The sequence below is a fragment of the Gloeocapsopsis crepidinum LEGE 06123 genome, assembly GCF_015207655.1.
In the GTDB taxonomy this organism is placed as follows: Bacteria; Cyanobacteriota; Cyanobacteriia; order Cyanobacteriales; family Chroococcidiopsidaceae; genus Gloeocapsopsis; species Gloeocapsopsis crepidinum.
This window is the reverse complement of sequence record NZ_JADEWN010000038.1, coordinates 13,336-32,520: the sequence shown is the minus strand read 5'-3', so window position 1 is coordinate 32,520 and position 19,185 is coordinate 13,336. Positions and strand designations below refer to the sequence as shown.

General features: G+C 41.7%; 15 protein-coding genes. 8 read left to right on the top strand and 7 right to left on the bottom strand.

Features of this window, described 5'->3' with window-relative positions:
• Positions 1-10: 10 nt before the first annotated feature.
• Positions 11-670: an O-methyltransferase gene (locus IQ230_RS15485; protein ID WP_193932851.1), complete on the bottom strand. Its 660-nt coding sequence runs from the start codon at positions 668-670 to the stop codon at positions 11-13.
• 35 nt (positions 671-705) lie between these two features.
• Positions 706-1,851: a sedoheptulose 7-phosphate cyclase gene (locus IQ230_RS15480; protein WP_193932850.1), complete on the bottom strand. Its 1,146-nt coding sequence runs from the start codon at positions 1,849-1,851 to the stop codon at positions 706-708.
• A gap of 731 nt (positions 1,852-2,582) precedes the next feature.
• Here IQ230_RS15480 and IQ230_RS26730 point away from each other — a divergent pair.
• Complete coding sequence (locus tag IQ230_RS26730; protein WP_228054993.1) at positions 2,583-2,804, top strand: ribbon-helix-helix domain-containing protein; 222 nt, start codon at positions 2,583-2,585, stop codon at positions 2,802-2,804.
• Between the two features lie 200 nt (positions 2,805-3,004).
• On the opposite strand, the gene IQ230_RS15470 is transcribed toward IQ230_RS26730, so the two are convergent.
• Entirely contained in the window at positions 3,005-3,946 is a 942-nt protein-coding gene (locus IQ230_RS15470; protein ID WP_193932849.1) for a TIM barrel protein, read from the bottom strand.
• A gap of 325 nt (positions 3,947-4,271) precedes the next feature.
• Between IQ230_RS15470 and IQ230_RS15465 the strand changes: the two genes are divergently transcribed.
• Positions 4,272-5,489 (top strand): glycosyltransferase, encoded by a 1,218-nt coding sequence (locus IQ230_RS15465; protein WP_193932848.1) that lies wholly within the window; start codon positions 4,272-4,274, stop codon positions 5,487-5,489.
• Between the two features lie 3 nt (positions 5,490-5,492).
• Here the strand turns inward: IQ230_RS15465 and IQ230_RS15460 are convergent, their stop codons facing one another.
• The 3 genes from IQ230_RS15460 to IQ230_RS15450 all read right to left on the bottom strand — a co-directional run bounded on the left by IQ230_RS15460 (position 5,493) and on the right by IQ230_RS15450 (position 7,757).
• Positions 5,493-6,833: a GH1 family beta-glucosidase gene (locus IQ230_RS15460; protein ID WP_193932847.1), complete on the bottom strand. Its 1,341-nt coding sequence runs from the start codon at positions 6,831-6,833 to the stop codon at positions 5,493-5,495.
• Positions 6,834-6,976: 143 nt separating this feature from the next.
• On the bottom strand, positions 6,977-7,294 hold the full coding sequence (locus IQ230_RS15455) for a DUF2973 domain-containing protein (protein WP_193932846.1): 318 nt from the start codon (positions 7,292-7,294) through the stop codon (positions 6,977-6,979).
• Positions 7,295-7,412: 118 nt separating this feature from the next.
• Positions 7,413-7,757 (bottom strand): DUF2605 domain-containing protein, encoded by a 345-nt coding sequence (locus tag IQ230_RS15450; RefSeq protein WP_193932845.1) that lies wholly within the window; start codon positions 7,755-7,757, stop codon positions 7,413-7,415.
• Positions 7,758-7,944: 187 nt separating this feature from the next.
• Here IQ230_RS15450 and thrS point away from each other — a divergent pair, with 187 nt between their 5' ends.
• The 6 genes from thrS (at position 7,945) to IQ230_RS15420 (ending at position 17,466) form a co-directional block, all read left to right on the top strand.
• On the top strand, positions 7,945-9,756 hold the full coding sequence (gene thrS / locus IQ230_RS15445) for a threonine--tRNA ligase (RefSeq protein ID WP_407646667.1): 1,812 nt from the start codon (positions 7,945-7,947) through the stop codon (positions 9,754-9,756).
• 707 nt (positions 9,757-10,463) lie between these two features.
• Positions 10,464-13,610: an MFS transporter gene (locus IQ230_RS15440; RefSeq protein WP_193932843.1), complete on the top strand. Its 3,147-nt coding sequence runs from the start codon at positions 10,464-10,466 to the stop codon at positions 13,608-13,610.
• A gap of 263 nt (positions 13,611-13,873) precedes the next feature.
• Positions 13,874-14,470 carry a Uma2 family endonuclease gene (locus tag IQ230_RS15435; RefSeq protein WP_193932842.1) on the top strand — a complete coding sequence of 199 codons (597 nt, stop codon included), beginning with the start codon at positions 13,874-13,876 and terminating at the stop codon, positions 14,468-14,470.
• A gap of 99 nt (positions 14,471-14,569) precedes the next feature.
• A complete protein-coding gene (gene purB / locus IQ230_RS15430) occupies positions 14,570-15,865 on the top strand; it encodes an adenylosuccinate lyase (protein WP_193932841.1) in 1,296 nt (431 codons plus the stop codon).
• Positions 15,866-15,928: 63 nt separating this feature from the next.
• The gene (locus tag IQ230_RS15425; protein ID WP_193932840.1) at positions 15,929-16,462 is read left to right on the top strand and encodes a DUF4126 domain-containing protein; all 534 of its coding nucleotides are present in this window, start codon (positions 15,929-15,931) and stop codon (positions 16,460-16,462) included.
• A 152-nt stretch (positions 16,463-16,614) separates the two neighbouring features.
• On the top strand, positions 16,615-17,466 hold the full coding sequence (locus tag IQ230_RS15420) for an SDR family oxidoreductase (RefSeq protein WP_193932839.1): 852 nt from the start codon (positions 16,615-16,617) through the stop codon (positions 17,464-17,466).
• 11 nt (positions 17,467-17,477) lie between these two features.
• On the opposite strand, the gene hemH is transcribed toward IQ230_RS15420, so the two are convergent.
• On the bottom strand, positions 17,478-18,641 hold the full coding sequence (gene hemH, locus IQ230_RS15415) for a ferrochelatase (RefSeq protein ID WP_193932838.1): 1,164 nt from the start codon (positions 18,639-18,641) through the stop codon (positions 17,478-17,480).
• Positions 18,642-19,185 lie beyond the last annotated feature (544 nt).

Below are 19,185 nucleotides of genomic sequence, written 5' to 3'. Positions count from 1 at the left end.
GAAAACAGATTTAGGCAGTTACCGCAACAAGAGTTCCATCTCCTGCCGGAAATACAGTACTCGTGACACGGTTAGAGGTAGCAACGTGTTTGTGGAACATCTGCATTGCTTTGACTCCTTCATCAGTTGTGTCTGAATCAAGGATGGTGCAGTGGAGGAATACGTTATGAGCAACAATAAACCCACCAGGACGGGTATTTTCTAATGCCCAATTAAAGTAATCAATGTAACCTGTCTTCTCCGCGTCGATGAACACGAAATCAAAAGGTCCTTGAGCAGCAACGGAATCAACTAAGGTGTGAGCATCGCCACAAAGAATCTCTATTTGGTGAGCAACATTAGCTTTGGCAAAATTATCCTTAGCAATGTCCACACACATCTGTTCTTTCTCGAAGGTGAATAGTTTGCCTTCTGCTGCTAAGCCACGGGCAATCCAGATACTGCTATATCCTACCAGCGTGCCAAATTCTATTGCTGATTTGGCATTACTAGCACGGACTAGTAGTTGCAAAAAGCGACCTTCTTCTGGATTAATGTCGTGAGGAGGTAAACCCTCTTTTGCTGGTCGTTCGCGAATTTGTTGTAAAGTGTCGTCTTCAACAACAAATAAGTTGCGAATATATTGACTGAGGTGCTCGTTATATTCGATCGTCTCGTTGACTGTAGTCATGTCTTTGAATGTAAAAGCGATAAAGTTGATATGAATTACAAGGAAGTTTGCATTGCTGCGTCTGGTTCTAATTGTGCGATCGCTTTTACGGCTGTTTTGATTTCATCGTAGGTGATATCGTGGAAAAATTGTGCTGAACCAATTCCTACCGTTAATGGAAAGCGTTGTAGCCCGTTGCGATGTTTTGTTGTACTTTGTAATGCTGCATACAGCAGTTCGGGTGTACAAATCGGATGTAGTAATGGTAAACGCACGCTGCGCATAAAATTATAAATGCGTTCGACTTCTTGATAAGTGACTAAACTTCTTTGATAGGCAAGCATCACAGAAATTGCCATATCAACCGCAACAGCTTCTCCGTGTAAGAGTTTTGGTACAGCTTTCAACTCCAGTGTAGGGCAGAAAGTATGACCGTAATCTACGAGTCTTTCGAGTTTCTCCTCCCAGAGATTGGATTCCAAATCTTCTAACATGCCTTGTACGGAACGCCGAATAATTGGCATGGCTTCTGGATTTTGGCACTTGCTACTTAGCATTGCCGCACCGTAATTCTCTAATAGTTCAAATAATTCTGTATCTTTGACAAGTGCAATTTTGAGAATCTCCGCAATACCATTACTAATTTGTCTGTCACTTAAAGTTTGTAACAGTGTTGTATCAAGTATTGCAGCAAGTGGAGGATAGAATGTACCGATCCGATTTTTATGACCTTGGAAGTTTACCGCTGTTTTGGCACCGATTGCCGCATCGACGACTCCTAATAAAGTTGTAGGAATACGGATATAGGGAATTCCCCGTCGAAAAAGGTTAGCAGCTAAACCAACAATATCCATCAGTACGCCACCGCCGATCGCAATCACTGGTTCCGATCGCCGTGCAACTTCAAAAGCATTCAGTTCTTCAATTACCTGAAAAACTGTCTCCATTGATTTGTTATCTTCAGATACCGAAAGCGAGATCAGGCGGTATTCAATTTCGTGATACTGAAAGTACTGGCGAATGCGTTCTCCGTGGAGACGTTCAACATAATCATCTACGACAACGACTCGACGCAAAGACTGTAGGCTCGAATTCTGCCCGTCGAACAACAAAGCGTTGTTATCAGGATTGAATAGGTCGAAACTCTCAAATACAGTGTAATGAACTGGTAATTGTGTCTTGACTGACCACTTTGCACTCATAACCCTCTTCAATCCTCTTGACTTAACAAGTTGTGTGATTCGGAAATAAAAACCTTTGCTGGCAATTTGGTTGTAGTGGCTGCGAGATATAGCAATGAAAGTAAAGATCAAGACGTTATAGATCAAAGCCTTACCCTAAATAGCTTTTAACCCTAACCTTCCAAGCGCAGGTCTAAGCGATCGCGCGTTCTCTAATCTCTGACCTCTGCTATAACACAACGTTTTCAAGCACTCAACCACTTAAGCTTAGGCAACAGCTTCGCCGAACGGGGAAAGCAAAGGCTAGGTACACAGAAGGGACTGTTCGCTGCAATCGCACTTACAGACAATAGCCCAAGTTATATACTCATCGCTGCCAATGGCTTGATATTGGAGGAAATTGATTCTTGCGCTGAATTTTGCCTCGGTTGGGTTCCGTACAGAAATTCAAATCAAGATTGCAATATACTCAGGGGACTACTTTTCGTTATTGTTCAGGTGCTGTTTCAATCCAAACAATATTGATGATTGTGATGGAGTTGACTACACTCTGCGAGTTAATACCAAAGCATACATATAAAAAGCAACGCTGTTTTGCTCATTATTCTGCCTCTACCATGTCAGTCACTATTTATACTAGCGATAGGACACATCAACACAGCTGGCAATTTTTGTTAGCTGAGTTTCTGTTGGTGGAGACCGTACTAATAGTAACCCATAATAAATGTATATCATTTTGATAACACAAGATCATGAAAAAAGGACTGTTTGTTAGGCTTTCAGATGATGAGTTAGAAATACTTAGGCAATACTGTATGCAAGTTGAGCGAACTCAATCAGATGTCATTCGTGAATTTGTTCGCAGACTCAAAAAAAAGATACCCGATGCCTCCACAGGTGATACTCATAACCATGTAACGGTTTCTTTACTCAACTTGCGGCAACAACATAGCGATTCAAAAAGTCGGCAATAGATCTTCCCATAGTAGAAGGGAAAAGAGTTTTGAGTGTTGAATTTTGAGTGTTGAGTTGAATTCCCATACCTAAAGTCAGGGAATAAAGCATTGGAGGCTTTCAAGAATGTTGAGTTAAGAATGTTACAAATGTTTTCTAAAATTCAAAACTCAAAATTCATAACTCATAACTCCACTCAAAGAGCGGTGATGCTAACTTTTTACAATCCTAATTGCTTTAAATATTCTCGGTTGCGCTGAGCACTTTGTTTAGGAGTTCCCATACCAGGAAGTACATCTTGTTCGACAACAATCCAACCGTCATAATTATGTTCGCGCAGCCAAGCAACTACCGCAGGAAAATCTACGCCACCTTTGCCAAGTTCGCAGAATAGCCCGCGACGCACAGCCTCAAAATAATCCCAACCTTGGTTGCGGGAGGCTTGGGCAAGTTCAAAGTCACAGTCTTTAAAATGTACGTGCCAGATGCGATCGCCAAAGCGCTCAAAAGCTTCTAATACAGATTGCGCATCATCTGTAGCCGCACCATAAGCATAGTGTCCAGTGTCTAAAGTTAAGCCAATCAAATTGGGATCAGTTTGCTCTAAAAAGTGGGCAATTTCTTTTGGTGTTTCTAGATAAGAAGCACAATGATGATGAAACGTTGTCCGCATTCCTGTTTCATCCCGAATCGCGCGTGCAATCCGCTCAGCCCCTGCAATGCATTTACCCCACTCCTCGTCGCTTAACTCCATTCCTGGCTCAACTCTTCCTGCATTTTGCGTTCGTACAGGGACAGCACCAATTTCATCCATCACCACCATGAAAGGGCGGCTTTTTTGAGTATCACTCGTGTCTGCAACTGTCGATAGCAATCGGGCAATTTTGAGAGCCTGTGCTTCAGCTTGTTGATGTGATTCTGGATTTTTCACAGCTACTGGAACATAGCCACTGATGATTGTGAGATTACGGCGCTCAAGTTCAGCTGTTAACTGATTTGGGTCTGTAGGCATATATCCCCAATCACCTAAATCAGTACCAACATAGCCAGTTGCAACTAGCTCGTCCAACATTTGTTGATAACCAATACTTTCACCCTCAAGTCCTTGCACTCCCAAATCACCCCAAGAACAAGGGGCATTAGCAACGCGAATTCCCTGCATTATTTCTCCTAGTGGCGTGGGTGAATTCTGAGAATTTCTTTACAATTATTTATGTTTAGCGAAATAACCATAATAATGCCTCCTCCTTTAGATAGGCGACAAACCCTGTCAACTATTCTGTATAGCTAGGACTCAGCAAAAAATATAAGTTCAAGATAGATTGAAAAAAATGTAAATGTTTCATACAAGTCTTAGCATAAACTACAATCATGAGCAAACACGAAGTTTGACTAGTTTTCCTCTATCTCTCGTTAGATTTGCCCCTGAGTTCTTTTAATTAAGAATCGGTATACCTATTTTTAATACAAGATGACCAGAAAATAATATGCAAATGACGATCTTAGCGATTGGTAGTCGAGGTGATGTGCAGCCCTACATAGCATTAGGATTAGGGTTACAAGCAGCTGGTCATCAAATACAAATTGTGTCTTATGCTCGATTTGCACAATTCGTGCGCAGTCATGGATTAGACTTTGCAGCAGTAGGCACAAATCCTCAAGAATATATTCAAGCTTTAGCCAAAAATGTTGATTACTGGCAAATCTTCTGCGATCACCTAGAACAACTTTTAGAAGATTGCTGGAACTGCTGTCAAGACACAGAAGCCATTATTTATTCTCAAGTTGCCTTACCTGGCTATCATATTGCTGAAAAACTACAAGTACCGTGCTTTGCAGCGTTTACAAATCCATTAACTCGTACACGAGCATTTCCCCATCCACTTTACACAACTCCCATCAATTTTGGTGGCACTTACAACTGGTTAACGTATGTCATTCACGAACAACTGCGTTGGCAATCAGTGCGAAAAAAAATTAATCACTGGCGACAGAATCTAAACTTACCACCAGCACCTTTCGCAGGTCTTTACTCTCATTTACAACAGCAGCAAATACCGATTCTTCATTGTTTTAGCCCGACTGTAATTCCCAAGCCGAAAGATTGGTCAGACTGGGCTTATGTTACGGGCTATTGGTTTTTAGAAGATTCCCAGTGGCAACCACCACTAGATTTAGTTGATTTCATTGAATCAGGAGTGCCACCAATTTACGTTGGTTTTGGTAGCATGAGCGAACGAAATCCAGAAGTAGTCACAAATTTGATACTAGACGCTTTTATACAAACAAAACAGCGCGGCATTTTGTTGAATTGGGGAGGTTTACAAGGTGTTGATTTACCAGACAATGTATTTTCAATTACTGGCAGCATTTCTCATGACTGGTTGTTTCCTTTGTGCCGTGCGGTAGTTCATCACGGTGGTGCAGGCACAACAGCCGCAGCTTTACGGGCAGGTGTTCCTTCAGTAGTTATTCCCTTCGGCGTCGATCAACCATTTTGGGGACAGCGAGTTGCAGATTTAGGTGTAGGAACCTTGCCAATTCCTCAAAAAGAACTCACTCGCGATCAGTTTGCTACCGCAATTCAAAATGTGATTTGCAATGAAACTATGACGAACAACGCTCTTGCTTTAGGTGATCGCATTCGTGCAGAAGATGGAGTTGGACGGGCGGTTGAGATTATTCAAAGTTATCTAGATTCCTAACAACTACTCTATGCCATTTCGGGCGATCGCTTCTTTATACCAATAAGCACTTTGTTTCGGAGTACGTTTACACGTCTCAAAATCTACGCGCACAATACCAAAGCGCGGTCGGTATCCATTCGACCACTCAAAATTATCTAGAAAACTCCAAAGATAATAGCCTTGAATATTCGCTCCTGTTTGAATTGCTTCGTGTATTGCTCGTAAGTGATCTCTTAAATAATTTATACGTCCCCAATCAGCAACAAATCCTATGGTATCCGGTTGATCTTCCAATGCACAGCCATTTTCAGTAATATAAATCTTAGGATTGCCGTAGTTTTCTTTAATATCAAGCAATACTGCTTTTAAGCCTTCTGGATTAACACCCCAGCCCATTTCAGTATGACCCCAACCTGGCGCAGAAAAAGGCACAGATTTGAGCTTGAGTAAACCACCACTCGATGCAAATGATACTGACAATGTATAGTAATAATTTACACCTAAATAATCAATTGGTTGCTGAATAAATTCTAAGTCGCCATCGTGAATTTGCGGAGCTTGCGTACCTAACCAATCGATTAAATTTTCTGGATAATGTCCTCGAAATAGTGGTTGCAGAAACATTGATACTTTGTCTTCATACGCGCGTTGACACGCAGCGCGATCGCTTTCACTGTCACTAACTGGTAAGTAATGCCGAAAGCTTAAAACTATACCAATTTCCCCTTTATAACCTCCTTGACGAAACAGTTGTACTGCCTTGCCGTGCGATAGCAATAAGTGATGTACAGTTTGGTATGCTTGAGCAGCACAGGCAATTCCTGGAGCATGATTTGCGAAGCTATATCCTTGAAAAGCGTGTGACCAAGGTTCGTTGTGCGTAGACCACAACGGAACGCGATCGCCTAAGCGCTGAAACATTAGTTGTGCATACTCGCAAAACCACTCGACACTGTCGCGATTATTCCAACCACCTCGATCTTGCAATGCTTGAGGCAAATCCCAATGAAATAGCGTAACGTTTGGGATAATTTCTGCTGCTAGTAATTGATCTACTAGTTGATCGTAGAAATCGAGTCCTTTATGATTAATTGCACCTTTGCCTTGTGGCAATACCCGCGACCAAGAAATCGAAAAGCGGTACGTCTGTAGTCCTAGTTCTTTCATTAAAGCCACATCTTCAGGCATTTGATGATAGTGGTTACAGGCAATATCGCCACTTTCATTGTTATGTATTGTATGAAGACGGTGTGTAAAAGTATCCCAAATGCTTTCTCCCTTACCGTCTTCGTTCCACGCGCCTTCGATTTGATAAGCAGAGGTGGCAGCACCCCAAAGAAATTTTTCTGGAAATCGCAACACTAAGTCCTAATCTAAATACTTCTGATTTGATGTGAATTTACTCGATAGCTTGATAATTTTAAGTTGCAGTTCAACTCAAGCAAAATTAGCTGTTAGTGCTTTTAGCTAACTGCCAATTGCTTTTTAGATAAGCTGAGATTGAGTTATGCTTCCTCTTGGTTTTCACCTTTGTAGCCAGGAGAAGAGTCGTAGAGGGCATCAAGTTGTTGGCGAGCATCTTCAACACTGATTGAGCGAATGACCAACAGCGGATCTTTGATGATGTTTCCTGCAGTATCCAATAGCTCTGGATGCGGTACAGAATGAGGTGAAGCAGAATAGCTACCTTGGCTGTTTTGAGGCGATCGCGCTGGATAAGTTCTATCGCGTTCTCGGCTGAACATTAAAAGATTGCGAATTAAGTTACTAACGGCAATTAAGGCAAGAATTGTAAAAGCTAAAATGTAAAGCAGGTGTAACATTGCATTATTCTCCAAGGCAGCCAGCAGATTTATTATGGTTTTATTGTCTAAACAGTTGATTTTGCAGGGCAGCATTTTAGCTAATCAACCATCATTTATAATGAGTATCTCAGAAATCTTAAGAGTTGTCTGATCTTCTTTCCCGTTTATGAGACTGCTCCGAGCGAAACCTCATTCCGATTTTCCAGCATTCTGTCAGTAACTGGTGCCAAGGCATCATTGCTGCCATATCAATACCCACTTGTCCCCCTGTTACTTTAAATAACATTTGTGCTGAGTTGACCTCCTGCTGTGCTTGCTTAACGCGCTCAAGCAAGTCAAACTGTTGCTGCTCATCTAGAAAAGCGATTTGCTCGGTTTCTAGAAGATGGCGCGATCGCTCAAACCAATACTGAAAGTCCTCAAGCAGCGGTTGCAATATGGTTTTGAGCAATTCAGGCTCTGGTAGATTGGAGTTAAGCATAAAGCAAACACTAAATTACTCTCCTATTTCTTAATCTTAACTTTATTTACAATTGTTAACATTCTGCCAAGGGATGTAAATTTGAGGAGCGAGCATAAATTGCTGCGAGTTGATGAGAAGTACCGATAAGATAGAGGCAGTGATAATTGCGATCGCTTAATTTCAGTTACCGCCAATGGTTCAACAAATGTCATCTGCTCAATCTCCCGCACAGCAGCAACCTAAGATTCAATTGCCGCGTACTAGTGAATCGGAGACTTTGAAGAAAATTCGTCATACTGCGTCTCACATCATGGCGATGGCAGTACAGAAGTTGTTTCCCAAAGCGCAAGTAACGATTGGTCCTTGGATTGAAAACGGATTCTATTATGATTTTGACAATCCAGAGCCATTTACCGAAAAAGACTTAAAAGCCATCCAAAAAGAGATGGTGAAAATTATTAACCGCAAATTGCCAGTCATTCGCGAAGAAGTTAGCCGCGAAGAAGCCCAACGACGGATTAAAGCAATTAACGAACCATACAAGCTAGAAATCCTTGATGATATTAAACAAGAGCCGATTACGATTTACCACTTAGGAGATGAGTGGTGGGATTTGTGTGCAGGTCCCCACCTTGAGAATACGAGTGAACTTAGCCCTAAAGCAATAGAACTAGAAAGTGTTGCTGGGGCGTACTGGCGTGGTGATGAAACTAAAGCACAGTTGCAACGAATCTATGCTACGGCGTGGGAATCTCCAGAACAACTTGCCGAATACAAACGCCGTAAAGAAGAAGCACTACGCCGCGATCACCGTAAGTTAGGGAAAGAGTTAGGACTCTTTGTTTTTAGCGATGATGTTGGTCCTGGTTTGCCTTTGTGGACGCCAAAAGGAACTATTCTGCGTAGTGTCTTAGAAGACTTTTTGAAGCAAGAACAAATCAATCGAGGCTATCAACCTGTTGTGACTCCACACATTAGTCGAGTGGAATTGTTCAAAATATCAGGTCACTGGCAAAAATACAAAGATGATTTGTTCCCCATGATGGGTGAAAAGGAAGAGGAAGGCTTTGTTTTAAAAGCAATGAACTGTCCTTTCCACATCCAGATTTACAAAAGTGAGTTACGTTCGTACCGAGAATTACCACTGCGTTTAGCAGAATTTGGCACGGTATATCGCTATGAACAATCTGGAGAACTTGGTGGACTGACGCGAGTACGAGGCTTTACTCAAGATGATGCACACTTGTTTGTCACACCGGAACAATTAGATAGCGAATTTCTCAACGTCGTAGATTTGATTTTGTCTGTGATTAAAAGCCTGCGACTCGACCAAAACTTTAAAGCCCGACTTAGTTTCCGCGATCCAACTTCAGATAAGTATATTGGTTCTGATGATGCATGGAACAAAGCTGAAAACGCGATTCGTCGTGCTGTAGAAACTTTGGGAATGGATCACTTTGAGGGTATTGGAGAGGCTGCCTTTTATGGTCCTAAGCTTGATTTTATTGTCAAAGATGCTTTAGAACGCGAGTGGCAACTAGGTACTGTGCAAGTTGATTACAATTTGCCTGAGCGATTTGACTTAGAATACGTTGCCGAAGATGGTACGCGCAAGCGTCCAGTCATGATTCACCGCGCACCTTTTGGTTCTTTGGAACGATTAATCGGGATTTTGATTGAGGAGTATGCAGGAGATTTTCCATTATGGTTAGCTCCAGCACAAGTGCGTTTGTTACCAGTAAGTGAAGCGCAGCAAGATTTTGCTATGAATGTTGCAACAAAAATGCGTGCAGGTGGTATCCGTGCGGCAGCAGATACGAGTAATGAGCGACTTGGTAAACTCATTCGCAATGCTGAAAAGGAAAAGATTCCTGTTATGGCAGTTGTTGGCGCAAAGGAAGTCGAAGCGAATAGTTTAAGTATTCGTACTCGTGCAGCGGGAGAATTAGGTGTTATGCCTGTAGATGACGTATTGCACAAAATTAAGGATGCGATCGCGAATCACGATAACTTTTAAGCGCCTTTAGTAATTTGCTTGTCGCGTGCGACAGAATAAGGTTGTGGATTAACGATATCTGTTGTCCTCATCCTGATCTAGTCTCCGTGGCATAGTATTGGGGTTAAATAAAATTACGAACATATTTTCAACAGTCTTTCTCCCAACCGTCTAAATGCCAACAGCTTCAAACCCGACAACATAAACTAGCTGTAAAGTTCCTCAATGACAAAGTAAGAATCGCAAATTGGTAATGTTTGTGTAGCTACAGTTTTGTAACATCAGCTGTTTTGGGTTAAATAAATATAAATATTAATTAAAATTTAAAAATGCAACTATATTATTAACTATTTGATAAAGCTTTTTTAGGCTTTAGGTTAATAAAAAGAGAATTGAAGGACAAACGTATAACTAAACAAAAGTTATAAAATACAGACAGTGACGTGCATAGATTGTATTTATGTACTCATTATGACAATCAAGTTCATCTTCGTTTTACATCACGCATAACTTATTCTGACAAATACTTTATAAGTAAAAAAACTTAGGCATATATTCAGTTATCTTTAATTCTATCGAAGTTTGTAGAAGCAACCTTTATCTTGTCAAACTTCAGAGAGATGATTTAATTAGTAAACTTTGTCAATCTATAAATCTGGATACTAACACTACGCTAGCGGCGCAATACCAATCACTTGGTGCGCTTACTTTTTCATGAGGTAAATATTATGCTTCAAGGTGCAGCGATCGCAATTAGTAGAGAAATCGCTCAATCAGGATTAGCGCAGATACCAATAGTAACAGAGGAGATTCTCACTCCCGAAGAAGCATCTGTAATGTTTTCAGGTCCCCAATTTTTAGTTGCATTGGTAGCAGGTGTCGTAATGGCATTTGCATTTCAACTGCTACTGACTAACTTCTCAGTCGCATTTGGAATTTCATCTTTAGGAGGAGGTACAAGTTCTGATGATTCAGACTTAGGAATTCGCAAAATAGGAGGGGTCGTAGGAGTTTGGACTTTAATTACAGTTACTATTGCGCTATTTGTTGCTTGTTTCCTAGCAGTTAAATTGAGCTTGGTTGAGAGTTCTTTGCTGGGTGCGATTATTGGCGTAGTTATCTGGGCAACGTTTTTTTCACTGTTAGTTTGGCTAGGTTCAACAGCAGTAGGTTCTCTAATTGGTTCGGTTGTGAGTACAGCAACCTCTGGTTTGCAAGGACTTATGGGAACAGCAACAACTGCAATTGGTGCTAACGTGGCAAAAGGTCAAGCAGTATCTACTGCTGAAGAGATTACAGCAGCCGTCCGTCGGGAACTAACTTCAGGTTTTGACCCTAGTGTAATTCAAAATACATTGCAAAGTTCTTTGGCTAACTTGCAATTACCTAAGTTGGATGCTGAAGAAATTGGCAATCAATTTCAGAAAATTCTTAAAGATGCAGACTTACCATCACTTGCTGATGGTGATGTGCTTAAAACCATTGACCGTCAAACTTTTGTTGATTTGGTAAGTAGTCGTACAGATTTATCAAAACAAGATGTAAATGCGATCGCCGATCAGCTAGAAGGTGTTTGGCAAAACACAATTGGTCAACAGGGTAATCCTCAAGCAAAGGTACTTAACTTCCTGCAAAATGCAACAGCAGAACAACTGCGTTCTAGTGACATAGGTAATACACTACAGCAACTTGTCGGTTCAGAACAGAAGTCAGAGCAACCACAGAAGCAGGAACAAAGCGGTGGGGCAATGGGTAGAACCATGCAACTTGGTGTAGAAGCCTTGGTTGGCGCACTACTGACTAGAACTGATCTTTCAGATTTAGATATTGAAAAAATTTCTGCCCAGTTGCAAAAAGTTCTGGGTCAAACTACAGAGAAAGCTAAAGAAGCTGGCAGTGACGTTGCGGACAAAGCAAAACAAGCTGGCGAGGAAGTTGCCGACACGCCTCAAGCCTTCAGTTTAATTCGTAACGATCTAGATAACTACTTGCTGAACTCTTATGCATGGCATCTTAATCGCGAAACAATTAAACAAGAATTCAAAGACGTTATTTACGATCCAGATGCTGCCCCTGGAAAAATACGCCGCGAGTTAGAACAAATTGACCGCGATTATGTTGTGCAAAAACTGCAACAAAGAGGAGACTTGCTTGAGTCTCAAATCAACGATATTGCCGAACAGATAGAAAGTCTTCGCATAGAAGTCCTCAACACTGTACAACAATCCGAGTCACAAGAACAATCAGAAGATCTGCGATCGCGAGTAGAAAATTATCTACGTTCTACGGGTAAAGAAGAACTCAATCCAGAAGGAATTGAGCAAGAGTTCAAAATATTATTAGAAGATCCCGAAGCTGGGTTTGATGCATTGAGCGATCGCTTAAAGCAATTTGACCGTGACACGTTGGTAGAAATTCTCAAACAGCGAGATGACTTAAGTGAAGAAGAAGCAAATAATATTGTAGGACGACTGGAAAGTACCCGCGATTCAGTTCTCAATAGTGCTAAAGAAGTACAAGAACAAGCGCAAGCCAAAGCTGATGAAGTGCGGCAAAACGTTGAAGATTATCTGCGTAATACCAACAAGGAAGAATTAAATCCTGAAGGTATCAAGCGCGATTTTCAAAAACTTGTAGAAGATCCGCAAGCAGGATTGGGCGCTTTGAGAGCAAGGTTATCGCAGTTTGACCGCGATACATTAGTACAATTACTATCGCAGCGAGGAGACTTAAGCGAGGAGCAAATTAATCAAAATATCGATCAAATCGAATCGGTACGTAAAAGGATTCTGCAAGCACCACAACAAGCAGCAGACAAAGCCAAGAAACAGTACGAGGAAACTACTGCGAAAATTGGTGAATACCTACGCAATACCAATTTAGAGGAACTCGATCCTGAAGGTATTCAACGAGACTTGACAAAATTACTTGACGATCCAAAAGCAGGTTCATTAGCATTACGCGATCGCCTGGCACAAGTAGACCGAGAAACTTTAGTAAAATTGTTGAGTCAGCGCGAAGACTTGAGCGAAGAACAAGTTAATCAAGCAATCGATCAGGTACAACAGAGTATTAACAACATAGTCAAAGCGCCACGGCGTTTGGCTACCCGCGCACAAAAGCAAGCGCAAGATTTTGGGGCTACTTTAGAAGGCTACTTGAAAAATACCAACAAAGAGGAACTCAATCCTGAGGGAATCAAACGCGATTTACAAGTGTTGCTTAACGATCCGCGTGCGGGTTTGGGAAATATTGGCGATCGCTTACAGCAATTTGATCGCGAAACATTAGTTGCCTTGTTATCTCAACGCGAAGATATTTCAGAAGAAGAAGCAAACGAGATTGTAGATCAAGTAGAGTCTGTCCGCAATCAACTAGTTGAGCAAGTGCAAAAAGTTCAGCAAACAGTGCAATCGACGATTGATGGTGTTCTTGGTAAAACAAGGGAGTATCTTAATTCACTAGATCGTCCTGAGTTGAATTACGAAGGTATTAAAGCCGACTTCCAAAAAGTGTTTGACGATCCACAAGCAGGATTTGAAGCACTACAGAATCGCTTAAGTCAATTTGACCGCGAAACATTAGTTTCTGTTTTGAGTTCTCGCGAGGATATCTCTGAAGCTGATGCCAATCGCATTATCGATCAAGTTGAAGAAGCTCGTAATAGTGTGATTCAAAGAGCACAAGCAGTTCAAGAAGAAGTCCAACGCCGTCTCGTTTTATTAAAGCAGCAAACACAGAAACAAGCTGAAGAAACCAAAAAAGCTGTGGCTGGTGCGGCTTGGTGGTTATTTAGTGCTGCTGCGACTTCATTAGCTGCATCTGCTATTGCTGGTGCGATCGCGGTTGTCGGAATTCGAGGTTTAATTGGCTAATCCAACGCTTTAAAAGTTCCACTGCGAAAACACAGCCTCCTTCACCGGAGGCTTTTTTGTATGCTAAACATAAGACATCCTGCGTGAATGCGCTTGCGAATTCATTCGCAAGCTAAATAAACTAAGTCCACGGAGGTGGACTTACTGCTAAAAGGCAAGTTTTGAGTGTACGAAGGTACGATGAGGATAGCCCCGAAGGGAGTCGTAGGACATCAGTGATTCATGCAGGAGGTCTATAGTGGCGAATATCGCTGAGGTTAAATATGAACCCTACGGACACACTTACTTTAGCGAAATTTTTATCTCAACCTGAAGGAGATGTAACCTATGAGTTGATAGATGGTCAAGCAGTTCCTAAAGTGTCACCAAAATACTTCCATTCGGCTCTACAAACAGCTTTAATTATTTTGTTACGGAATTGGTGTAAAGGTAAAGGTAGAGTTGGTTCCGAATGGGCAATTGTTTTACAACGTCACGACAAGGCGGCGAGGTTCCCTCGCCGCAACGTGCCATGTCAAGGTAAAGACTGGGTACCTGTTCCTGATATAGCGTATATTTCCTACAAACGCCTACCTGCGAGTTGGAAACGCAATGAAGCTTGTCCCGTTCCTCCTGAAATCATTATCGAAATAATCTCTCCTAATCAAAGTGTTAAGGAGTTAGAGGAGAAAGCTAAGGATTATCTTAATGCTGGAGTTGCTAACGTCTGGATAGTAGAGCCTGAAACTCAAAGTATTACCGTTATTTCTCCTGATGATGTGAGGCAAAAGTATATTGGTGATAGCCCAATTGTTGATTCAACACTACCAAGTTTAGTGCTAACACCACAACAAATTTTTGCAGAAGCTGATCTTGTTTAAACTTAATCACCAATTCAGTATTAGTCAAATCGAGATTAGCTGACAAGGTTGGTGATTTAAACGGTAAAATATGACGGTTGTATTCATTGTGGCGGACGCGTGATCGAGCGTTATACTCTGCCCGAAATGGGCGAATTGTGGACGGAAACATACAAGTTAGAAACTTGGTTGCAGGTAGAAATTGCTGTTTGTGAGGCGCAAGCAGAACTGGGTTATATTCCAACCGATGCAGTTGCAGAAATTAAAGCCAAGGCAGATTTTGATCCGCAGCGCGTTTTAGAAATTGAAGCTGAAGTTCGCCACGATGTTATTGCTTTCTTGACAAATGTCAACGAGTATGTAGGTGATGCAGGGCGCTACATTCATCTGGGGTTAACAAGTTCGGATGTATTAGATACAGCTTTAGCACTACAACTGGTTGCGAGTCTTGATGTTATTTTGCAGCGCGTGCAAGATTTAATCGGCGTAATTCGTACCCAAGCACAAAAACACCGCTATACCATTATGGTAGGGCGATCGCACGGCATTCATGCCGAACCAATAACTTTTGGTTTTAAACTCGCAGGCTGGCTGGCAGAAGTTATCCGTCATCAACAACGGTTGGCGCGGTTACGGCAAGATATTGCAGTCGGGAAAATTTCTGGTGCAGTTGGAACATACGCTAATATTGACCCCCAAGTAGAAGCGATCGCTTGTGAGAAACTCGGCTTAAAACCTGATACGGCATCAACACAAGTTATTTCTCGCGATATTCACGCCGATTACGTGCAACAGTTAGCCCTACTAGCGGCATCAATTGAGCGTTTTGCCGTAGAAATTCGCAACCTCCAACGCACAGATGTTTTAGAAGTTGAAGAATTCTTTGCTAAAGGGCAAAAAGGCTCTTCTGCAATGCCCCACAAGCGCAATCCGATCCGTTCTGAACGTTTAACCGGAATGGCACGGATAATCCGCTCTCACGCTGTCGCAGCGATTGAGAATGTTGCACTATGGCACGAACGCGATATTTCGCATAGCTCGGTAGAACGAGTTATTCTACCAGATTCTTGCATTTTGACACATTTTATGCTTAAAGAAATTACTGACTTAGTCCAAAACCTCCTTGTATATCCGCAAAATATGGAACGGAATATGAATTGCTATGGCGGAGTCATTTTTAGCCAAAAAGTACTACTAGCACTCGTAGACAAAGGAATGAGTCGCGAAGATGCTTATACTGTTGTCCAATCGTGCGCACATCAAGCTTGGAATCAACCGCAAGGCGACTTTCATGATTTAATAATTAATGATGCGCGGGTAACTCAGCTGCTATCGCCAGAAGAAATTGAAACGTGTTTCGATCCTAAGCAACATCTGAAAAACCTAGAGCAAGTGTATCAACGACTTGATATCTAACAATGTATTGTAGTACCCAATGCTTCAATAAGCTGGAGGTCGTGACGTAGACGCTATGTCGCCATGATAGAACTCTTAGCTGCACTGTCTGCAGCGGCGGCGGCTAGTATGCGTATTGCCGTACCCTTGTTTGTCATAGGTATCTTACACCATGATTTCTCCTTAGGCATACCATTACTCACTTACATTCCTTCACTTGTTGTTTTGAGTGGATTAATTATTGGTTCTTTAATAGAACTAGTTGGTAGCAAACAACGATTAATTCAGCGGCTTTTACAATTAGTTCAACTGATATTTAGTCCGTTTGTCGGTGCATTTTTAGCTGTTAGTGTAACAACTGGCGCGACACTTCATAGTTGGTTATTCGGCATTGTTGGCGCATTACTTGCCTTTGTATTACAACTTGTACAAAGTGGTTGGTTTTACCGTTTACATAGTTTTCCATTATGGGTCGTCTTTCTGCAAGATGTTTTGTGTATTCTCTTCGTATTTTTAGCTGTTAATGCACCCCAAGTAGGAGGATTGGTTGCTCTCATGTTGTTATTATTAGCAGTCCGTAGCATGAAAAATTTACACCGTTGGTACAAACAACAATAGACATCCTGCGTGAATGCTGGTCGCATGAATTCGCTAGCTAAATAAACAAAGTTCAAGGAGGTGGACTTACTGCTAAAAGGCGGGTTTTGAGTGCACGAAGGTGATAGCCCGACTTCAATCGTAAGGCATCTGTGATTCATGGAGGAGGTCTAATGAATAGCAAAATTTTAGTCACAGGCGCAACTGGTAATGTCGGTAGTGAGGTTGTGTGCTTGCTTCACGATCGAGGTTATCAAATCAAAGCTGCGGTACGGGACTTAAAAAATATTGACGATACATTAACTCCTCAAGTGGAGTACGTCATTTTTGACTTTCAGCAGCAGAATACATTTAGTCCTGCATTACAGGGTGTTAGCAAACTTTTTCTAGTACGTCCTCCGGCGATCGCACAAGTCAAACGATACATCAACCCTGCAATTGACGCCGCTATAGCTGCAGGCGTTCAACATATTGTCTTTTTATCTCTGCTAGGTACAGAATATAACCCCATTGTTCCTCACGCGAAGATTGAATCATACATCAAATCAGTTGGCATATCTTACACATTTTTGCGGGCTAGTTTCTTTATGCAAAACCTCAGCACTATGCATCAAGAGGATATTAAACACCAAGAAATATTTGTTCCCGCAGGTAAAGGTAAGACAAGTTTTATTGACGTGCGTGATATTGCTTCCGTTGCTGTAAAAGCCCTCACTGAACCTGGATACAACAACCAATCGTATGCACTGACTGGAGATGAGGCACTAGACTACTATCAAGTTGCGGACATGTTTACACGAGTACTTGGTAAAACAGTTGTTTATACCAACCCATCTATTTTCCAGTTTTTTACCAGAATGTATAAGCAAGGTTTCAGTCTTCAGTTTATTGCTGTTATGATTGCAATCTACACAACAGCGCGGTTAGGTTTTGCTGCAAGAATAACTGCAGATCTCGAGCAAATCTTACATCGCAAGCCGATTCGGATGCAGCAGTTTATCGCAGATTATCGAGAATGCTGGTGATACAACATATATTACAAAATTCCGACAAAGTGTAGTAACCCGCGTCCTGTAATCAACTCAATCACTAGTGCTAAAAAGCCTAGCATTGCTAAACGACCGTTCCATACTTCTGCTGTTGTCGTCATACCCCACTCCCAACGTTCCTGTGGGTACATTCTGACTTTCTTCTTCATCTGAGTGACTTGCGATAGCTTGAGACTGGGGCTTTTCACTGCTTCTTCTACCAAGTCAACCATCGCCTGAATAAATACAGGGTGAGTGTTCAACGCTGGAACGCGGCGGAAGTGATGAATTCCTGCTTCTTCAGCAACTTCGCGGTATTCAATATCAATTTCTTGCAGTGTCTCAATGTGTTCAGAAACAAAGCTAATTGGAACAACTGCGATGTTTTCTACACCTTGACTCCCTAGTTCCTTGAGTGCATCTTCTGTGTAAGGTTGCAACCACTCTACAGGACCAACACGACTTTGATAAGCTAGCGTATGAGCATTAGGTCGATTGAGCGTCTGCATGATTAGTTCAGTACACTCTTCGATTTCTTGTTGGTAAGGATCGCCCGCTTCTTCAACATAGCTTTTTGGTACGCCATGCGCACTAAAAAAGACGTGAACTGCATCAGGGTTAGGAAACTGATCGAGTTCTTGCGCGATTAACTGCGCCATTGCTTGCAAATATCCTGACTGTTTGTACCAGGAAGGAATCACCGTGTATTCAATTTTTTCAAGTTTCGGATCTTCTTGCCACAGTCTTTGTAGTAACCGGATACTAGAACCACTGGTGCTGATTGAAAATTGAGGATACAAAGGTAAAATTACTAAACGTTGGACGTTGTCGCGTTTGATCCGAGCGATCGCCTCTTCAGTAAACGGATGCCAATAACGCATCCCGACATATACTTTCGCTTCGTGACCTTTTTTGCGTAACTGTCCTTCTAGCGCTGCGGCTTGTTCTTCAGTGATCTGACGTAGTGGTGAACCACCTCCAATTTGGCGGTAATTTTCTTGCGAAAGCTTAGTACGTCGAGTAGAAATAAACCAAGCTAGGGGTTTTTGTAACCAAGGAAAGGGAAGACGAATGATTTCTGGGTCAGAAAACAAGTTAAACAGAAACGGTCCGACATCTTCTAATTGATCCGGTCCACCTAGATTGAGTAATAGTACTCCAATTCGACCCATAGCCGTTACAATACCCCAGTGTTTTCAGCTTTGTTACTAAGTTTAACAATATATGTTTATTTATTGTATTATTTCCGCTTGACAAAGGTGATTCTAAAATCTTGTAATGTCATAGCTCCGCCATCAGCCACTGTAGGACAGCGTAGCGTGTCTTTATGCTTTTAAGTGTAGGTTGACATAGGATATTTTAATGAATTGCCTTTACAAGGTTTAACACTTGATTTAAGTACTAAGTTCCACTTGGTGCAACAGCTATTGATAAAGATTCTTAAATAAGTATACTCGGTATCGAGCACAAAGCAAGGAAAAGAAGAAGCCTTATTTTTCCTTATAAGAATTATTACAATGCTTGCCCTCTTACCATCTTCCTGATTTATGTGCTGCTTCTTTAAGTAGATACTCAATCTGAGTATTGACACTTGTTAGGTCATCCGTAGACCATTTTTTCATGACCTCGTAAAAAGCAGGTAATAGCAGATGCACGTAGGTTGCTAGCAATGAGATATTAATTCAACTTCCTTGTGGAAGAGATTGGACAGGTAGA